Below are 17792 nucleotides of genomic sequence, written 5' to 3'. Positions count from 1 at the left end.
GATATGGCCTATGTCTGTAAATGCTGCGCCGCAAATTACACTTGAACAAGCCAAGCAACTTGTTGAGCTACTAGAGCAAGGTGAACAAGAAAAAGCTGACCAGCTGATTTTAGAAGCTGCTAACAAAGAGCAATCGGAGTTATTTGCAGAAGTTGGAAAGCTAACTCGCCAATTACACGAGTCCTTGAAGAACTTTGAGCTGGATACTCGACTCTCAGATCTCACGACAGAGGCTATACCTGACGCCAAGCAGCGTCTTAATTATGTTATGGAAATGACAGAAAGCGCTGCTAATAAAACGATGGACGCGGTCGAAGAAAGCTTACCTCTTGCGCAGAATCTTGCGGATGAGTTAGCACAAATAAAGCCTACTTGGGATCGGTTGATGAGCAGAGATATTCAACTCGGTGAGTTTAAATCTCTGTGTCATGATCTCGACAGCTTTATGCAGACTTCAAAGACACGTACAGACGAATTACAAGGCTTAATGACTAATGTGCTGATGGCGCAAGACTATCAGGATTTGACTGGGCAGGTCATCCGTCGAGTCATTGAGCTTGTGAGAGAAGTAGAAGATAGTCTCATTCACCTTCTAACTGTGTTTGGTACTTCGGATGAAGCGCCTGCAGTTGCAGAAAATGCGAATGAAAACGAAATAAAAACAACTGAGACTATCAGTGATGAATTGTCTGGACCTGAAGGTCCAATTATTGACGCTGAATCGCGAGATGACGTGGTTTCTGGTCAAGACGAAGTCGATGACTTGCTATCTAGTTTAGGCTTCTAGTTGGAGAGTGTGTATGAGCTTTGAAGTCGATGAAGATATCTTGCAGGACTTTCTTGTTGAAGCAGGCGAAATATTAGAACTGTTATCTGAACAGCTTGTTGAACTAGAAAATAATCCCGAAGATAAAGAACTTCTCAATGCGATTTTCCGTGGCTTCCATACTGTTAAAGGTGGAGCAGGCTTCCTCGGTATGACCGAACTGGTTGATGCCTGTCACGGTGCAGAGAACGTGTTTGATGTACTAAGACAAGGGCAGCGAAAAGTAACGTCAGAATTAATGGATGTTATTTTGCAATCTTTGGATACGATCAACGAAATGTTCGCTTGTATTCAAAACCGAGAGGAACCCGAAGCTGCCGATCCTGTGTTGCTTGAAACCCTCCATAAACTCAGCCAACCAGCATCTGAAGACGAAGTCAGTGAAGTGATTGAGGAACCTGTTTCAGAGCCAGAATCTGTTGTACCAGATTTAAGTGCGGATGATATTCTATTCGATGCGGACGCAGATTCAGGCGATGATAGCGGCTCTAGCATTGATGAGATAACAGAAGAAGAATTTGAAAATCTATTAGATGAGTTACACGGCTCTGGTAATGCGCCTGCTGTCGCACCGGCGGCTAAACCTGAAACGGTGTCAACTGCAGATGACGGCGATATCACCGATGACGAGTTCGATAATCTCTTAGATGAACTCCATGGGGTTGGGAAATTTGGTGGAGCACCAAATGCAGAAGATGCGGCTACTTCTCAAGCCAGTGAGCCTGCGGCTAAAGCAACGTCATCAGGCGCTGCGAGTGTGCCCTCTGGAGATGAAGAAATTACCGATGATGAGTTTGAGGCTTTGCTTGACGAACTTCATGGTAAAGGCAGTGCTCCTAAAGCGGTAGATGAATCGCCGACAGATATCTCAGAAGCTGAGCCAGCTCAACCTGAGCCTGCTAAAGCTGCGCCACCTCCGAAACCTGCTCCAAAGCCTGCGCCTAAAGTTGAAGCTAAACCTGCGACTCCAGCCCCGCAAAAAGAGCCAGAGCCTGCAAAAGCTTCTGCGCCAGCAGCTGCAAAGAAACCTGCTGCGCAAGCTGAGACTACAGTGCGAGTTGATACCAAACGTCTTGATGAAATCATGAATATGGTTGGCGAATTAGTATTGGTGCGTAACCGCTTGGTTAGTTTAGCGAATAACACCAACAGCGAAAGCATGGGTAAAGCTATTTCGAACCTTGATGTAGTGACCGCAGACTTGCAGGGCGCTGTGATGAAAACGCGGATGCAGCCGATCAAAAAGGTATTTGGTCGTTTCCCTCGAGTGGTGAGGGACCTTGCGCGTAGCTTGAAAAAAGAAATCAACCTGGTTTTACAAGGTGAAGAGACAGATTTAGATAAAAACCTTGTTGAGGCGCTCGCAGATCCATTGGTTCACTTAGTGAGAAACTCAGTGGATCACGGTATTGAAATGCCTGATGTGCGCGAAGCATCGGGTAAGCCAAGAATGGGGACTGTCACGTTGTCAGCATCTCAAGAGGGGGATCATATTCTTCTCACCATCCGAGATGATGGCGCCGGTATGGATCCTGAAAAACTCAAGAAAATTGCTATAAATAAAGGCGTTATTGACTCCGATCAAGCAAGTCGATTGTCTGATACTGAAGCCTATAACTTGATCTTTGCACCTGGATTTTCAACAAAAGAACAAATTTCAGATATTTCTGGTCGCGGTGTAGGGATGGACGTTGTTAAAACGAAAATCACTCAATTGAATGGCTCGGTAAACATCCAATCAGAATTGGGTGTTGGTACCGTATTAGAGATAAAAGTGCCGCTTACATTGGCTATTTTGCCTACCTTGATGGTGGTAGTCGGAGAACAAACGTTTGCGTTACCACTTGCCGGTGTGAACGAGATCTTCCATTTAGATTTGACTAAAACGAATGTAGTTGATGGTCAATTGACTATTATAGTGAGAGAAAAGGCGATCCCGTTATTTTATCTTGAGCATTGGTTGGTAAAAGGTGCTAATAGGGGCATGAGAAAGGCTGAAGGCCATGTTGTTATTGCTCAAATCGGTACCAAGCAAGTCGGTTTTGTGGTTGATTCTCTGATAGGCCAAGAGGAAGTCGTAATCAAACCATTAGATGCTTTGTTACAAGGTACACCAGGTATGGCCGGTGCGACCATCACATCTGATGGTGGTATTGCGCTAATCCTTGATGTCCCCAACTTATTAAAACACTACGCCTAATTTTATTAGGCGTAGTTCGAATTCTAGAGCAGCATGTGCTGCTCTGCTGTAGAGCAAATTAAAGAGCGTTGCCAATGGCAGTTAAAGTGTTAGTCGTAGACGACTCCAGTTTTTTTCGTCGTCGAGTCAGTGAAATTTTAGAAAAAGACAGTGAAATCAAAGTTATAGATTTTGCAGTTAATGGAAAGGAGGCGGTTGAAAAGGCCGCTTCATTGCGTCCAGACGTAATTACGATGGACGTGGAAATGCCTGTGCTTGATGGGATCAGTGCGGTGAAGCAGATCATGCAGGCCACACCGACCCCCATCTTAATGTTTTCTTCGCTAACTCGTGAAGGCGCTAGTGCTACGTTAGATGCACTGGATGCGGGCGCAGTTGATTTCTTACCGAAAAAGTTTGAAGACATCGCTCGTAATAGCGAAGACGCAATTAAATCGTTACAAAACAAGGTAAAGGAAATTGGCCGCCGCCGAGTTAGCCGCTTTACTCGCCCTAGTATCGCGACTCCGCCAAAGCGCGTCGAGTCTAGAGCAACTCGCGCTGACACTGGAAGAGCAACGATCCCTCAACCGGATAGAAGTTTTCAGAGACCGGTATCTGGTGGCACATCCAGTGCTGCGGGTGCTAGAGCATCAGGTAAGAAATATGGACTGGTTGCAATTGGTACATCAACAGGTGGACCCGTTGCACTGCAGACAATATTGACGCAGTTGCCAGCAAACTTTCCTCATCCAATTTTACTTATCCAGCATATGCCAGCCGCATTTACACCTGCGTTTGCAGCAAGATTAAATAGTTTATGCCAGATTAAGGTTAAAGAAGCAGAACAGGGTGATAGATTAATGCCAGGCATGGCCTATCTAGCGCCTGGCGGCAAGCAAATGCTGGTTGAAAATCGCGGTGGTAGTAAGACACTAAAAGTGTTTGAAGATGATAGTCCAAGGATCACCTATAAACCCAGCGTTGATGTGACATTTGCAAGTGTTGCAAAAGCCTATGGTGGCGACACGTTAGCGATTGTATTAACGGGGATGGGCGCTGATGGTCGAGATGGAGCTCGTATGCTAAAACAGGTTGGTGCCACCATTTGGGCGCAAGATGAAGCGACTTGTGTCGTTTATGGGATGCCTCAAGCAGTCGCTGGCGCTGGACTTTCGTCTGATAGTATCGCGCTACAAGACTTTGCTGCAAGAATTAATAAAGAAGCTGGTAACTAATAGGCTAAGCCACGATTTGGTTATTTTGCTTGAAGCTTGTAAATATCAAACGTCTAAAAAGAATGAATAACATTGAGTTGGTATAGTATCTATTGAACGCAATCAATAGTGATAAGCAAAGGAATATAGAGTGAAAATTTGGACAGTAGCAAATCAAAAAGGTGGCGTGGGTAAAACCACGACAACGGTGAGCTTAGGAGGCATTCTTGCTGAACAAGGTCATCGGGTTTTGCTTATTGATACCGATCCACATGCTTCACTTACATATTACTTTGGTATTGATTCTGAAGAGTTGGAAGTCAGTGTGTATGATATTTTTGCACGCGGCAGCAGCATGACGAGCGAAGAAATTTTACAGTCTCTTTGCCCTTCGACTATTGAAAATTTGGATATTCTGCCTGCTACTATGGCCATTGCTACGCTTGATCGTAGCATGGGTAATAAAACGGGCATGGGACTTATCTTAAAGAAATCGCTCGAAAAGATAGCGGATCAATATGACTATGCTATTTTAGACTGTCCACCAGTGCTCGGGGTATTGATGGTAAATGCATTAGCAGCGAGTGAGCGAATTTTGGTACCGGTTCAAACTGAATTTTTGGCGTTGAAGGGACTAGATAGAATGATGCGCACGATGGAGCTAATGCAGTCTTCACAGCAGAAACAGTACCAATATACTATTATTCCAACTATGTATGATAAACGGACTAAAGCGTCGTTGGAGGCGTATAAAACGTTGCTGGAAACATACAAAGATGCCGTTTGGCCAGGCGTGGTTCCTGTAGATACCAAGTTTAGGGATGCAAGCCTTGCACAACAAGTCCCTGTACAATTTTGTCCTAAATCACGAGGCGTGTTCGCTTATCGTGCACTATTGGACTATTTGAAGCAGTTAAGCTAGAGAGCATAATGAGTAAGCATTTATTTGCAAATGAGAAGGTGATGAAGCAGTATCTTGGTGCCCTGTTGCAAGAGGAGCCAGAGATTGAACAATGCGAATTATCACCAGTTGCAAAGCTACTTGAACAAGTAAAAGAACCTAAATCAGAACTTGAGGAAATAGAATCCTCAGTCGTAGTTGCAACAGAACCTCTGGAGTCAGTGAGTGAAGTTATTCAAGAACAGCCGAGTAAATTGGCTCATGATCTTGAAGTCACTGAAAATACATCTATTATCAAAGAACAGGCAACGATAGAGTCTGTTTCTGCAAGGGAAGCCTATCAAGAAGGTGAATTTCAGGCATTGTTTTTTGAAGTGGCAGGCTTAACACTGGCGGTTCCGCTGAAATCACTTGGGGGAATACACCAACTGGGCGAAGTCAATCAACTCTTTGGTAAACCTAAATGGTTTAAGGGTGTGATGCTAAATCGTGAAGAAAAACTCAATGTTGTTGATACTGCACGATGGGTGATGCCTGAAAAGTTAACGCCAGAATTAGAAGATACGCTGGATTACCAGTATTTGATTACACTTGGGGATAGTAACTGGGGACTGTTAGCAGAAAAACTAGTCAACAACTTAACCCTCAAGCCTGAAGACATAAAGTGGCGCACAGCAGATGGTAAACGGCCTTGGTTGGCTGGAGTGATTAAAGAGAAAATGTGCGCGCTGATTGATGTAGAGAATTTAAACCGTTTGCTAGAACAAGGCCTCGATAGTCGAGAGCAGTAACTAGTATATTGATGGAGTGAAACCATGAGCCAAGATAGACTACTTTCTGCAGACAAAAATGCTGATAGTAATGATGAAGTATTGCAATGGGTTACTTACAAGCTTGAAGAGGAAACTTACGGTATCAATGTAATGCAAGTACAAGAAGTGCTGCGTTACACCGAAATTGCACCAGTCCCAGGTGCACCAAGCTACGTACTCGGGATCATTAATCTGCGTGGTAACGTTGTAACGGTTATAGACACGCGAGCTAGGTTTGGTCTACAAAGTGCTGAAGTAACGGATAATTCAAGAATTGTGATTATCGAAGCCGAAAAGCAAGTTATTGGTATCTTAGTAGATAGCGTTGCTGAGGTGGTTTACTTACGTAGCTCGGAAATTGACAGCGCGCCAAACATAGGTACCGAAGAGAGCGCTAAGTTTATCCAAGGCGTATCAAATCGAGAAGGCGAGCTGTTGATCTTAGTCGATCTTAATAAGCTATTAAACGATGATGAATGGGATGAGCTGAGTCATATCTAGATGTCTGAAGTAGTAAACGCACAAACCGTTTTACTCGTTATATCAATAACCTCAAGCATACTTGCGTTAGTATGCTTGAGGTTTGTTTTTGTGCTGAGTAAAAAACTACAGAATGCGCAGGGGCAAACAGCGCAACTTTCGGGCTCACTGCAGGGGTCTGAGCAACAAATAGCAATATTACGCAGCGAAGTTGCGGAGTTACGTGCCAGTATCATGAGTATTGGTAAGCGGGTGGTCGCAACCGAGCAAGAGTTAAATGACGTTGCGAATCAGCAAGCAGCACAGAAATATGATGACCCTGACGCTAAAATGTATTCTCGCGCCGTGAAAATGGTGGAGCTTGGTGCTGATATTGAAGAGGTGATGCATGAGTGTGAGTTGCCAAGAGCTGAGGCAGAGCTGCTCATGTCTTTACATAACAAATCAAAATGATTGTCTAGGGCCTGTTGACCTTTCAAGTTTGTTTTTGCAGCAGTTTGATTGGTATTTATACAAGGCAGAGCCTGCGTAGCATAGTTATTCTATGTAAGTTAGGCGATAACACAGAAGAAATTCCAATCAAGCGCTGCCCTTTGGGTTCCCCTGAGTGCGCTTTGTTCTTTGTTGCTCAACTTTTGCCTAGATTACTAGGCGGCAAGTCGAGCGTCGCGATCAAAACACACTCAGGAGAACAAAAATCAAACAGCAAAGGTCAACAGGCCCTAGAAAGTAGGAAATTTTGGCTATGCCTTAATATCTAGCTTGCCACGAAAACCTTCCCAACCAGCTGGAAACTTACCACGCATAATGTAAGAAAAAGCGATGAGTTCAGCAATCACATAGTAGAGTTCCCTTGGGATCTCTTGGTGTAACTCAAGTGCACTGAGTGTTTGTGCTAATGATTCATCCTCATGGATCATGATGTTTTTCTCTTTTGCCAGCGCAATAATTTCCTCTGCTAGTTCGCCATATCCTTTAAAGGTGACCTGAGGTGCGCTACCAGCTTCATATAACAGCCCGATTGCAGATTTTTGTGTCATTTCTTTACACCTTAATGTTGATAATTGCGTGTTCATTAAAGAACTTATCTTGAAAGCTGGCTTCTTCCCTAAGGCCTATCTCTGCGACTTGTAGCCCATGAGATGCTAACTTATGTCTGAGCGTTGCCAAATGTGGCTCTGCGAGCTGCTTGACCTGATTGGAGGTGGCTACTAATGCACATTCCAGGGCTTTATCCATCAGCTCGGCTTGGGCATGGATCTGACCTTTTTCTGCAAAATCAAAACAAAGACGAATAAACCACACAGACTTCTCCGGCATACCAGGTTTCGGCGACTTTTTATATTCACCTATTTGTAATTGTGTTTGCTGTTGCTCTTGTCCTACTTTGGTGGGAAAGAGCAGGTTAATAATTAACTGTGCTTCGCTGTCTTGTTTCGCAGAGTTGGTGGTTGTAGTTTGTGATTGTTGCGGTTGTAGTTGGTTATGCAATTGTCCTAATTCGTTTAACAGCTCTTTTGCTTGTGGTTGTTGTAGCGCTTCAGTTGTTTGCTTGGGTGAGGTCAACTTCAGTTGTGGTAGCAGCGCATCCAGTAAAGCTTGTATTTTTTGCGTTGCTTGCTCATTGCTCTGAGTTTGGTTTGCCACCTGACTACCTAATAGCGACACAATTAAACGGTCCAACATTTGTGTAAAGCTCGATTGAGCTAAACTTGTTGGCGTGTTAGCAAAGGTTGCCATGCCCAGTTGGCTTTCTAACTGGTTTTTAACGGTGAGCGCGTTGACTGAACGGTCATCAAGCAAGCGCGAAAATGCTTGATTGACTAATTTCTGCAATTCAGGCGTTTGTTTGAATGTATCTGCTTTGACGAGCTTTTCGATGGTTGCAGAAGCTTGGCGTAACATGTTTGGTGTGTTTTCTTTTTGTTCGGCCTTAGTCATGGGCAGAGTAAGCAGAGCTTCAATTACCCCTTTAGTTTGATTGCTGGTAGGCTGCGGTACTTGAGAAGGCGTAGCGGTTACTTTTGTGCCTTGTGAATGTGTTGTAGATTGCAACTGGAACGTTTTAGCAGAATCTACAGGCGCAGAACTCGCTTTACGATAAAGCGGCCGCTCTAAGACTTGTGTCAGCTGTTCAACTTGCTTATTGCTAAGCGACAGTTTACCCGTGAGAGTGTCCAATAATAAGGACAGGGCTTTTTGTTTCACCTCAAAATCAACCGGTGGCGCTTGATATTTTGGTGTTTCTGCGAGCTGGTGTTGTAAGTAACGAGCAATGGAGCTGGCTAACTTTTCGCTTTGCAAGGGGAAGTGACTTTTTTGCAACGGTAATGGTTGCTTTGCCATCAGCTCTGTAAGATTAAGTTTTATTTGGTTTGTGAGCTGTTGTAGTGGTGTGCTTGGTTTATTCTCATTGTGAGCACTTACTTCCTCACTTTGCATATACAGCACTGAGGCCGAACGACTCAAAACATGACTTTGGCCGTTCTTGACTGGGGAGTTCGCGGGCTGATCAACCTGATTTGTGAGTGGCTTCCCAAAAGGTCTTCCGATCAGTACTTGCAACGCTTTTACTACTGTTGACTTAATTTGTTGCAGATTGACTTCAAGTAACGGTTTGTCATACGCCAGCGTATGTACTGATGCTAAGCGTGACTCAAGCGGTAAGGGGGTTTCCTTATTCACTGTAGTGACTTGTTGCAGCAAAGCGCTAAGCGGCTTTATGGTCTCTACTTTTACTTGTTGTGTCGATTTTGTGATATCAATTCCATTGAAAGCCGTTTTTACTTCGCCTTTTTGCCATGTGGTTGCTGCAGGCCAGTTACTGCTTATTGGCGATAAGGTTATTGAACGGTCATGAATGTTAAGTGTTACTCCACTTGGCTGAGGCTTCACCTCAACACTGCTAAGTTGACTAGAGATAAGTTTTGCAATCATTGACTTAGGTAAAGCCGTACTAAACAGCAAGTCTTTAAATTGATTGACGACCTGCAAGGAAACATTACTTTGTTGGGCACTAAGATGCGCAATGAGTTTGTTTTCACTTGCGAGCAATTGTGCCACGGCTTGCGGAAGCGGTATTTTTAAATCAAGTGCCTTGATGTGTAATGTGGCGTCTGGCAACGTAGTTGCTGAAGACTGTACTACTGGGCTTGGCGTGTGCGTCTTTAGCGTCGTTAAAATATCAAAAAGCTGTTTTGTCAGCGTTACTTGCGCTTGTAATTTGGGCGTTTGAAAGGTGACCACCTTGCCAGTTTCATCAATACTAACCTGTGCTTCTGGAAGCTGATTGGGCTGGGTTGGAGGCTTAAGCGCTAGTTGGATAGTTTGCCAGCGGCCATCAATTGCCACATCCATTTTTAGTTTATCGTTACTAATTTGGATATTCTTCGCTGCAAACGGTTGGTTTTTGGCTAAGTCTAATCTCGATACTTCGCTATTATCTGTGCTTATCACAGATGCTGTCGTCGTATTTGTTGTAATTGGCAGCTTATTCATTATTTTAAATCAAATTTTCGCTAATCGGTCGCATCGAATTATTCGTATTACCATACCATTATGTTAGACTAACGCCCAATTTTAGGTAAAGAGAAGCCCAAGTTTGCTAGAGATAGACGCCGTCACTTGTACCAAACAAGATAGATGCTTGTTTGACTCATTAAGTTTCACTCTCCATGCGGGGCAGATCATGCAAATTGAAGGCCCAAATGGTGCCGGAAAAACCTCTTTGTTGAGGATCATTGCTGGGTTCGCCAGAGCGGACGAAGGGCAGATCCGCTACAACAGCACTGATATCCGCGATGATTATGATTCATTCGCTGCCGATTTATTATTTATTGGTCATAAGACAGGTGTCAATCAACAACTTAGTGCCTACGAAAATGTTCAACATTGGCTTATGGTTCATGGCGCTCAGGCCGATGAAGAAGAAGTCTATACATTGCTTGCCAAGCTCGGTTTAATAGGGCTTGAAGATGTACCTGTGCGGACATTGTCGGCAGGCCAACAGCGCCGTGTTGCGTTAGTACGTTTGTGGCTGAATCAGGCCAAGCTTTGGGTGCTAGATGAACCATTTACTGCGCTGGATAAAAAAGGGGTCGCCATGTTGCAAACCCAATTTCAGTCTCATCTCGACAAGGGGGGCGCCATTTTATTGACGACCCACCAAGATCTCACCGCACATTTTGCACAGTTACAAACCTTGGCGTTGGAGTACCGTTTGTAATGCAGACTCAACATTCTTATTGGTTAGCTTTTAAATCGGTTTATGCCAAAGATGTGACCTTGGCCTTTAGACAGCGCGCTGAGATAGTCAATCCTTTGTTGTTTTTCCTTATCGTGATCACCTTATTTCCGTTAGCAATTGGGCCCGAACCTGCGCTGCTTACCAGAATGGCTCCGGGTATTATTTGGGTAGCGGCGCTTTTATCGACTATGTTAGGTCTAGATAAATTATTTAGGGACGATTACAACGACGGCTCATTAGAGCAATTGATTGCTTCACCTTATCCTTTATCGCTATCAGTATTAGCAAAAGTAGCAGCGCATTGGACAGTCAGTGGTTTGCCAATGGTGGTGCTTGCGCCCTTGTTCGCGCTGTTAATGAATCTCGAATCGCAGTCTCTCAATGCGACTGTATTGACCTTACTGATAGGTACACCGTTATTAAGTTTTATTGGGGCTATTGGCGCAGGACTCACCGTTGCATTGCAAAAGGGTGGCATTTTAATGAGTTTACTCGTCCTTCCGCTTTATATCCCCGTATTGATTTTTGCAACGTCCGCCATAGATACCAGTAGCATGTCTTTAGCGTATGGTGGTCAGCTTGCAATCCTTGGTGCGATGCTTGCCGTCGCAATTGTTGCCGCACCAATTGCCATATCGTCAGCTTTAAGAGTGAGTGTAAGTTAAAATGTGGAAGTGGTTACATCCTTATGCCAAAGCGGAGCGTGCTTACCAACTGTGTAACACCTTGCTTCCTTACTTTGCCGTGATTGCGGTAGTGGGCTTAATTGTTGGATGGGTTTGGGGGTTAGCCTATGCGCCAGCCGACTACCAACAAAAAGACAGCTATCGTATTATCTTTATTCATGTACCGTCGGCTATCTGGTCGATGGGCGCATACTCGTCTATGGCTATTGCGGCTATTGTTGCCTTGGTATGGCAAATTCGTAATGCTGAACTGGCGGTTATAGCCATTGCACCTATTGGTGCGGCAATGACTGCGATTGCGTTAATCACTGGTGCTGCTTGGGGTAAACCTATGTGGGGCGCTTGGTGGGTCTGGGATGCAAGATTGACGTCAGAGCTTATCCTATTGTTTTTGTACTTCGGTGTTTTGTCTCTATATCATGCCTTTGAAGATAAAAAATCAGGTGGTCGAGCTGCCTGTATTCTTGCCATTGTCGGGGTCGTTAATCTGCCTATTATTCATTTCTCGGTAGAGTGGTGGAATACGCTGCATCAGGGATCAACTATCACCAAATTTGATACTTCAGCGATTGATCCTTCCATGTTGTGGCCTTTGTTGATCAACATAGTGGCGTTTGCTGGTGTGCTTGGCGTGGTTACGCTAATTCGTTTGAAAAATGAAATTTTACGAAGCGAACAACACCGTCCTTGGGTCCGCGAATTAGTGAATAGGGGTTAATCATGCAGTTTGAATCCTTCAGTGAATTTTTAGCCATGGGTGGCTATGGCTTTTATGTTTGGCTCTCATTCGGCTCATGTGCATTAATACTGGCTGGTATGTTAGTCGGCTCTATCTTGGATGGTAAGAAGCTAAAGCAAGCAGTTAAAGCGCAAATGGCAAGAGAAGCACGGATTAAAAAAGCAAAAGAGGAGTCGCAAGCATGAATCCTAGACGCAAAAAGAGATTATTCACCGTTGCTGCCGTAATCTTTGGTATTGGCGCAGCGGTTGGGCTTACGCTTTATGCACTACAAGAAAATATTAATTTGTTTTACACGCCGAGCGAGCTTGTTGAAGGTAAAGGTGAGTTAAAAGAAATCCCGCAAATTGGCCAGAAGCTGCGTATTGGCGGTATGGTTGTGCCAGGTTCAGTGGTGCGTGATGAAACGTCTTTAGATGTGTCATTTAAACTTATCGACACCGGTCCTATGGTTACTATTCGTTACAAAGGCATCCTTCCTGACCTATTCCGTGAAGGCCAAGGTATTGTAGCGCAAGGGACGTTAGTTGAGTCTAATGTAGTTGAAGCGTTTGAAGTACTTGCCAAGCATGATGAAGAGTATATGCCATCAGAAGTGGCTGAAGCCGTGAAAGGCATTAAACACGAAAAGCCAAAATATAATTTAAACAGCGAGAACTAAAATGGTCCCAGAAATAGGTTACTTCGCCTTAGTTCTGGCGATGGCATTGAGCTTATTACTATGTATTTTCCCATTGTGGGGTGCTTATACGGGTAATTTGAGGCTGATGAAAGCCGCTCCTTCACTGGCCGTTGGTCAGTGTATTCTAGTTGTTTTCTCATTTATGGTACTGATCTACATCACGTTAATGGATGACTTTACGGTTGCGTATGTGGCGCATCATTCGAGCAGTACTTTACCTTGGTATTATAAAATCACCTCAACATGGGGTGGACACGAAGGCGCAATTTTACTGTGGTTGGTAATGCAATCCATGTGGACCATGCTGGTTGCTGTGATGTCAAAGTCGCTACCGTGGGTATTGCGAGCGCGTGTGTTAGGTGTCCTTGGCTTTTTAGGGGTGGGTTTTATGCTCTATACCCTGTGGATGTCGAGCCCGTTTGAGCGTTTGCTTCCTTACTTCCCTGTTGAAGGGCGTGATTTGAATCCATTATTGCAAGACCCAGGTATGATCATTCACCCGCCGCTCCTTTATATGGGTTATGTTGGCTTATCTGTGTCTTTCTCTTTTGCAATTGCTGCGCTTTTAACCGGTAAACTTGATAATACTTGGGCTAAATGGTCTCGTCCTTGGACAATGGCCGCATGGGGCTTTCTTACTCTAGGCATTACAATTGGTAGTTGGTGGGCGTACTCAGAGCTTGGCTGGGGCGGTTGGTGGTTCTGGGATCCGGTGGAAAACGCTTCACTGATGCCTTGGCTTGTTGCAACCGCTTTATTGCATTCACTCGCAGTAACGGAAAAACGTGGTGTGTTTAAGTCTTGGACAGTACTACTTGCTATCACCGCGTTTAGTTTATGTTTACTGGGTACCTTTATCGTTCGCTCAGGCATTATCGTATCGGTGCATGCGTTTGCAACCGATCCTGACCGTGGTTTATATATCCTGTCATTCTTAGCTGTGGTTGTGGGTGGCAGCTTAGCGCTTTACGCACTGCGCGTAGCTCAAGTATATAGCGAAGGGCGTTATCAATTCATTTCGCGTGAAGTGGCGCTGTGGATCAACAATATCTTCTTAGTGGTTGCGACCTTGATTGTATTATTGGGCACGCTATTGCCTATGATCCACAAAGAGTTGGGCTTAGGCTCTATTTCTATTGGCGTACCTTTCTTTAACCAAATGTTTGCGATATTAATCGTGCCGTTCGCGATTTTGCTGGGTTTAGCCCCTATGCTGCGCTGGAAACAAAATAAAATGCCGCCACTAGTGAAAAAATGGGCTGTATTGATTGCGGTGAGTTTAGTGCTCACCGCGACGTGGTTGTACTCGAGCTACGAAGTGGTGGCACCACTAACGTTTGTTGCGACAGCGCTGGCTGTGTGGATAAGTGTGGCTACTGCTGCTGACTTATTTAATAAAGTGACTGTTCACCCAAGTGTTGCGATCGGCTTTAAAAAGCTAGGATTGAGCTATTGGGCAATGGTACTTGGGCACATTGGTATTGCCTTTGTTATCGCGTCGGTGACGCTAACTTCAGCATACTCAGTTGAGCGCTCCGTGAGCATGAAACCCGGTGAAACGGCGATGCTAAACGAGTACGAATATCGCTTTGATGGCGTAAAAGAAATTCGAGGCCCGAACTACGGTGGTCATGCTGGCGTAGTGACGGTATTCAAAAATGGTAAAAAAGTAACCGAGCTGCATGCAGAAAAACGCCGTTATGATGTAGGGATGCAGTTTATGACCGAAGCCGCTATTGATGATGGTTTCTTCCGTGATTTATATTTAGCACTCGGCGAGCCGCTTTCTGCAGGCGCGTGGTCGCTTAGGATCTATCACAAACCATACGTACGCTGGATGTGGCTAGGTGGGCTACTTATCTCTTTTGCCGGCTTCATTGTGCTTGCGGATAAACGCTACCGCAACCGCGTTAAAAAATCATCCCAAGTGGAGGCTTAACATGAACCGCAAGTTATTAGGTTTAGTGCCTTTTTTGATATTTATTTTCCTTTGTGTGTTTTTGTACCAAGGACTATTTGGTAATCCAAGAGAACTTCAGACAGGCCGTTTAGGACACACTATGCCTGAGTTTTCTTTACCCGATCTAATGGATAGTGATAAAACTTGGACCGCCGACTCGCTTAAGGGTGAAGTCTACTTGATGAACGTATGGGGCACTTGGTGCCCAACGTGTATCGCTGAGCTAGGTTATTTAACTGAGCTTAGAGAGCGTGGCGTGAAAATAATAGGCCTGTATTACGAGCAGGCTTATGACCCTGATTTTGGCGACCAGTTTGATATCAATGCACTAAGACAAGATGTCAATAACATGCTGAGTCGTGCTGGTAACCCATACCAATTTAACATTCTTGATTTGGAGCGTACACTAGCACTGGATCTAGGAGTTTCAGGCGCGCCAGAGACTTTTTTGGTAGATAAGCAAGGTAAGATTTTGTTGCATCATACTGGCGACATCAATGAACGCGTGTGGCGCACTAAGTTTGCGGCAATCTATCAGGAGTTAACGCAATGAAATATGTAATTGTTTTGCTTTTAATGATGATTACTGCAGCGGCGCAAGCAACGGAAGATAAGTATAACTTTGCCACGGCGGAACGTGAGCAAACTTTCCGAGAGCTGACTCATGAGCTACGTTGCCCTAAATGCCAGAACCAAAACATTGCAGATTCAGATGCCGTCGTTGCCAAAGACCTGCGTGACAAAGTCATCGCATTGGTTAATGAAGGTCAGTCTAAGCAAGAGGTCATTGATTATATGATCGACCGCTATGGCTATTTCGTTCATTATCAACCACCTGTTACGCCTGCAACAATCGTACTTTGGGTACTGCCAGTGGCAATCATTATTTTAGGTTTCGGCTTTATTATATTTCGTCAAAAACGCGCTGCGAAAAAACAAGATTGGAATGCCGCAGACGAACAAAAGCTAGCTGAGCTCATTAATCAATATCAACGTCAGGAGCGTGAGCAGTGAGCGAATTCTCGACAGATTTAACTCAAATGTGGTTTTTGTTTCTTCTGCTAGGCATATTTGCCGGTCTGTTTGTGGTTTTTCCGTTTATTAAAAAGGAAAAGCGCGTCACGGTTGATCACGATGCGAACGCCGAGCGTATCGATATTTTTCATCAGCGTTTGGAAGAGTTAAAAGAAGAGCTTGCTAATCAGCGTATCGAAAAAGACAGTTATAATGAATCTGTGGTTGAACTCAAGCGTCGCTTATTGAACGAGTTATCGCCTGAACAATCATTGACGAGTCGTGGTGACAACCGTGTATTAGCGCTGACAGGTATTGCTTTTATGGTGCTGGTGACAGGTGTCTTTTATTACTATACGGGTAGCCACAGGCAAATAGCTAGCTGGCATGAAGCCGTTGAAAAGTTACCTGAGTATGGTGAGCGTGCAGTAATGCAATCTGGAGAGCCGCTAAATGCCAACGAGCTACAAGCATTTGCGCTGGGACTAAGAACTAAACTAGCAACCGCTGGCGACGATGCAGTTGCATGGATGTTACTTGGTCGTGTTGCAATGTCACTTAGTGACTTTGAGATGGCGATGCAGGCATTTGATAAAGCACTCGTGATGCAACCTAATAACAATAATGTTTTGGTGAATTATAGCCAAGCATTATTGATAGAGGGCTCAGAGCCAAGTATGAATCGCGCGGCCAGAATGTTGTCAAAAGTGCTCAAGAATGATCCAACGAATATTGATGCGATTAGCTTGCTGGCGTTAATTGCCTATGAACGTCAAGATTGGAAAGAGTCAAAAGCCGCTTTTGAAGTCTTGTTGTCACAATTAACCAAAGATGATCCGCGTTATGAGATGATCGCAGGGCGGATTGCTGAAATCGAGCAAAAGTTGGGTCAACAAACAGATGAACCAGTAGCTGTAAAAGCTGGTATTGTCGCTACTGTAACCATTTCAGCTGAGTTACAGAACAAGATTCCAAAGGACAGCACGTTGTTCGTTTTTGCAAAAGCGGCTGAAGGCCCAGCCATGCCATTGGCGGTCGCCAAAATTACAAACTTTAACTTGCCAATGACGGTAAACCTAGACGATAGTATGGCAATGATGCCTGAATTAACCTTGTCGAAATTTTCTCAAGTTACGGTCACCGCACGTATTTCTAATGATGGTTCAGTAATGCCTTCAGATGGAGAACTAGAGGGTGCTTCAAGCGTAATTGAACTTCAACAAGGCGAAAATCAGCTCACTGTCGAGATTAGTCGTGTCTTAACAAATACAGGGAAATAAATGCTTAAAGCTGTGCTCACAGGTTTACTTGTGCTAACCGTTGTCGGTTGTGCGCAAGTACCCGAAGAGAAAAAGGATCCACGAGATCCATTTCAATCACTTAACCGTCCACTTTATGACTTCAATATGGATGTGTTGGACGCCTATATCTTACGGCCTGTTGCTAAAGGATATGTTGCGGTGACTCCCGCTCCTGTGCGCAGTAGTGTGGTTAATTTCACCACCAACATCGCCGCGCCGACCGATGCAGTAAACGCGGCATTGCAGGGCAAGCCTGATCATATGGCAATCAATGTTGCTCGCTTTTTAGTTAATTCTACGGTCGGTATTTTTGGCTTGTTTGATGTTGCGAAAACACTTGGCCTTGAGCTTAAAGACGAAGATTTTGGCCAAACCCTTGGGGTGTGGGGCGTTGGTGATGGTGCGTATATTATGATCCCAGGTATGGGACCGACGACCGCGAGAAACTTAACGGGTGATGTAGTCGATAACTTTGTCTTGCCAGAAATTGCACTCACCACGCCACAAACAGTATTAGTGTTTGCGCTGCGTGCGGTTGAGGCAAGAGCGGCTTTGATGTCACAAGAAAAGCTGCTAAATGAGTCGCTTGATCCATACACTTTCTTAAAGGATGTATACTATCAACGTCAATTGTACGAGCTATTTGATGGCAACCCGCCAATGGAAGAAGAGCCGGATGATTTTGACGAGAACTTTTTAGAGAACCTGTAAAAATAAAGGTCGGCAATCGCCGACCTTTTCGTTATCTT

19 protein-coding genes are annotated in these 17792 nt (G+C 44.5%); 17 read left to right on the top strand and 2 right to left on the bottom strand.

Annotated features, from left to right (window positions below):
• The first annotated feature begins 10 nt into the window (after positions 1-10).
• The 7 genes from L3V43_RS15440 to L3V43_RS15410 all read left to right on the top strand — a co-directional run bounded on the left by L3V43_RS15440 (position 11) and on the right by L3V43_RS15410 (position 6868).
• Positions 11-787, top strand: a complete 777-nt coding sequence (locus L3V43_RS15440) for a protein phosphatase CheZ (RefSeq protein WP_010606370.1) — start codon at positions 11-13, stop codon at positions 785-787.
• A gap of 13 nt (positions 788-800) precedes the next feature.
• On the top strand, positions 801-3026 hold the full coding sequence (locus L3V43_RS15435) for a chemotaxis protein CheA (RefSeq protein ID WP_010606371.1): 2226 nt from the start codon (positions 801-803) through the stop codon (positions 3024-3026).
• Between the two features lie 74 nt (positions 3027-3100).
• On the top strand, positions 3101-4243 hold the full coding sequence (locus tag L3V43_RS15430) for a chemotaxis response regulator protein-glutamate methylesterase (RefSeq protein WP_010606372.1): 1143 nt from the start codon (positions 3101-3103) through the stop codon (positions 4241-4243).
• A 130-nt stretch (positions 4244-4373) separates the two neighbouring features.
• Entirely contained in the window at positions 4374-5144 is a 771-nt protein-coding gene (locus L3V43_RS15425; protein ID WP_010606373.1) for a ParA family protein, read from the top strand.
• 8 nt (positions 5145-5152) lie between these two features.
• A complete protein-coding gene (locus tag L3V43_RS15420; protein WP_102056491.1) occupies positions 5153-5914 on the top strand; it encodes a chemotaxis protein CheW in 762 nt (253 codons plus the stop codon).
• 24 nt (positions 5915-5938) lie between these two features.
• The gene (locus L3V43_RS15415) at positions 5939-6436 is read left to right on the top strand and encodes a chemotaxis protein CheW (protein WP_102056492.1); all 498 of its coding nucleotides are present in this window, start codon (positions 5939-5941) and stop codon (positions 6434-6436) included.
• On the top strand, positions 6437-6868 hold the full coding sequence (locus L3V43_RS15410; protein ID WP_237116918.1) for a DUF2802 domain-containing protein: 432 nt from the start codon (positions 6437-6439) through the stop codon (positions 6866-6868).
• A gap of 290 nt (positions 6869-7158) precedes the next feature.
• On the opposite strand, the gene L3V43_RS15405 is transcribed toward L3V43_RS15410, so the two are convergent.
• Positions 7159-7455 (bottom strand): EscU/YscU/HrcU family type III secretion system export apparatus switch protein, encoded by a 297-nt coding sequence (locus L3V43_RS15405; RefSeq protein WP_235368048.1) that lies wholly within the window; start codon positions 7453-7455, stop codon positions 7159-7161.
• A 4-nt stretch (positions 7456-7459) separates the two neighbouring features.
• On the bottom strand, positions 7460-9913 hold the full coding sequence (locus tag L3V43_RS15400) for a flagellar hook-length control protein FliK (RefSeq protein ID WP_237116919.1): 2454 nt from the start codon (positions 9911-9913) through the stop codon (positions 7460-7462).
• Positions 9914-10016: 103 nt separating this feature from the next.
• Between L3V43_RS15400 and ccmA the strand changes: the two genes are divergently transcribed.
• Genes ccmA through L3V43_RS15350 form a run of 10 tightly spaced genes read left to right on the top strand, consistent with a single transcriptional unit; the run spans position 10017 to position 17754 of the window.
• Positions 10017-10640, top strand: a complete 624-nt coding sequence (gene ccmA, locus L3V43_RS15395) for a cytochrome c biogenesis heme-transporting ATPase CcmA (protein WP_081489968.1) — start codon at positions 10017-10019, stop codon at positions 10638-10640.
• Positions 10640-11326 carry a heme exporter protein CcmB gene (ccmB, locus tag L3V43_RS15390; RefSeq protein ID WP_010606377.1) on the top strand — a complete coding sequence of 229 codons (687 nt, stop codon included), beginning with the start codon at positions 10640-10642 and terminating at the stop codon, positions 11324-11326. Before ccmA ends, ccmB begins: the two co-directional genes overlap by 1 nt.
• 1 nt (position 11327) lies before the next feature.
• Complete coding sequence (locus tag L3V43_RS15385; protein WP_010369087.1) at positions 11328-12065, top strand: heme ABC transporter permease; 738 nt, start codon at positions 11328-11330, stop codon at positions 12063-12065.
• Between the two features lie 2 nt (positions 12066-12067).
• Complete coding sequence (ccmD, locus tag L3V43_RS15380) at positions 12068-12271, top strand: heme exporter protein CcmD (protein ID WP_010606378.1); 204 nt, start codon at positions 12068-12070, stop codon at positions 12269-12271.
• On the top strand, positions 12268-12747 hold the full coding sequence (gene ccmE / locus L3V43_RS15375) for a cytochrome c maturation protein CcmE (RefSeq protein WP_010606379.1): 480 nt from the start codon (positions 12268-12270) through the stop codon (positions 12745-12747). Before ccmD ends, ccmE begins: the two co-directional genes overlap by 4 nt.
• Position 12748: 1 nt before the next feature.
• Positions 12749-14707 (top strand): heme lyase CcmF/NrfE family subunit, encoded by a 1959-nt coding sequence (locus L3V43_RS15370; protein ID WP_010606380.1) that lies wholly within the window; start codon positions 12749-12751, stop codon positions 14705-14707.
• 1 nt (position 14708) lies between these two features.
• Positions 14709-15281: a redoxin family protein gene (locus L3V43_RS15365; protein ID WP_010606381.1), complete on the top strand. Its 573-nt coding sequence runs from the start codon at positions 14709-14711 to the stop codon at positions 15279-15281.
• On the top strand, positions 15278-15742 hold the full coding sequence (locus L3V43_RS15360; RefSeq protein ID WP_102056497.1) for a cytochrome c-type biogenesis protein: 465 nt from the start codon (positions 15278-15280) through the stop codon (positions 15740-15742). The genes L3V43_RS15365 and L3V43_RS15360 overlap by 4 nt, the downstream gene beginning before the upstream one ends.
• Entirely contained in the window at positions 15739-17022 is a 1284-nt protein-coding gene (ccmI, locus tag L3V43_RS15355) for a c-type cytochrome biogenesis protein CcmI (RefSeq protein ID WP_102056498.1), read from the top strand. The genes L3V43_RS15360 and ccmI overlap by 4 nt, the downstream gene beginning before the upstream one ends.
• Positions 17023-17754, top strand: coding sequence for a VacJ family lipoprotein (locus L3V43_RS15350; protein ID WP_102056499.1), 732 nt, complete (start codon positions 17023-17025; stop codon positions 17752-17754).
• Positions 17755-17792: the final 38 nt, after the last annotated feature.

The organism is Pseudoalteromonas sp. L23 (assembly GCF_021728455.1).
Taxonomy (GTDB): domain Bacteria; phylum Pseudomonadota; class Gammaproteobacteria; order Enterobacterales; family Alteromonadaceae; genus Pseudoalteromonas.
Note: the sequence above shows the minus strand (reverse complement) of the source record. Positions and strands in the feature narration are given on the sequence as shown.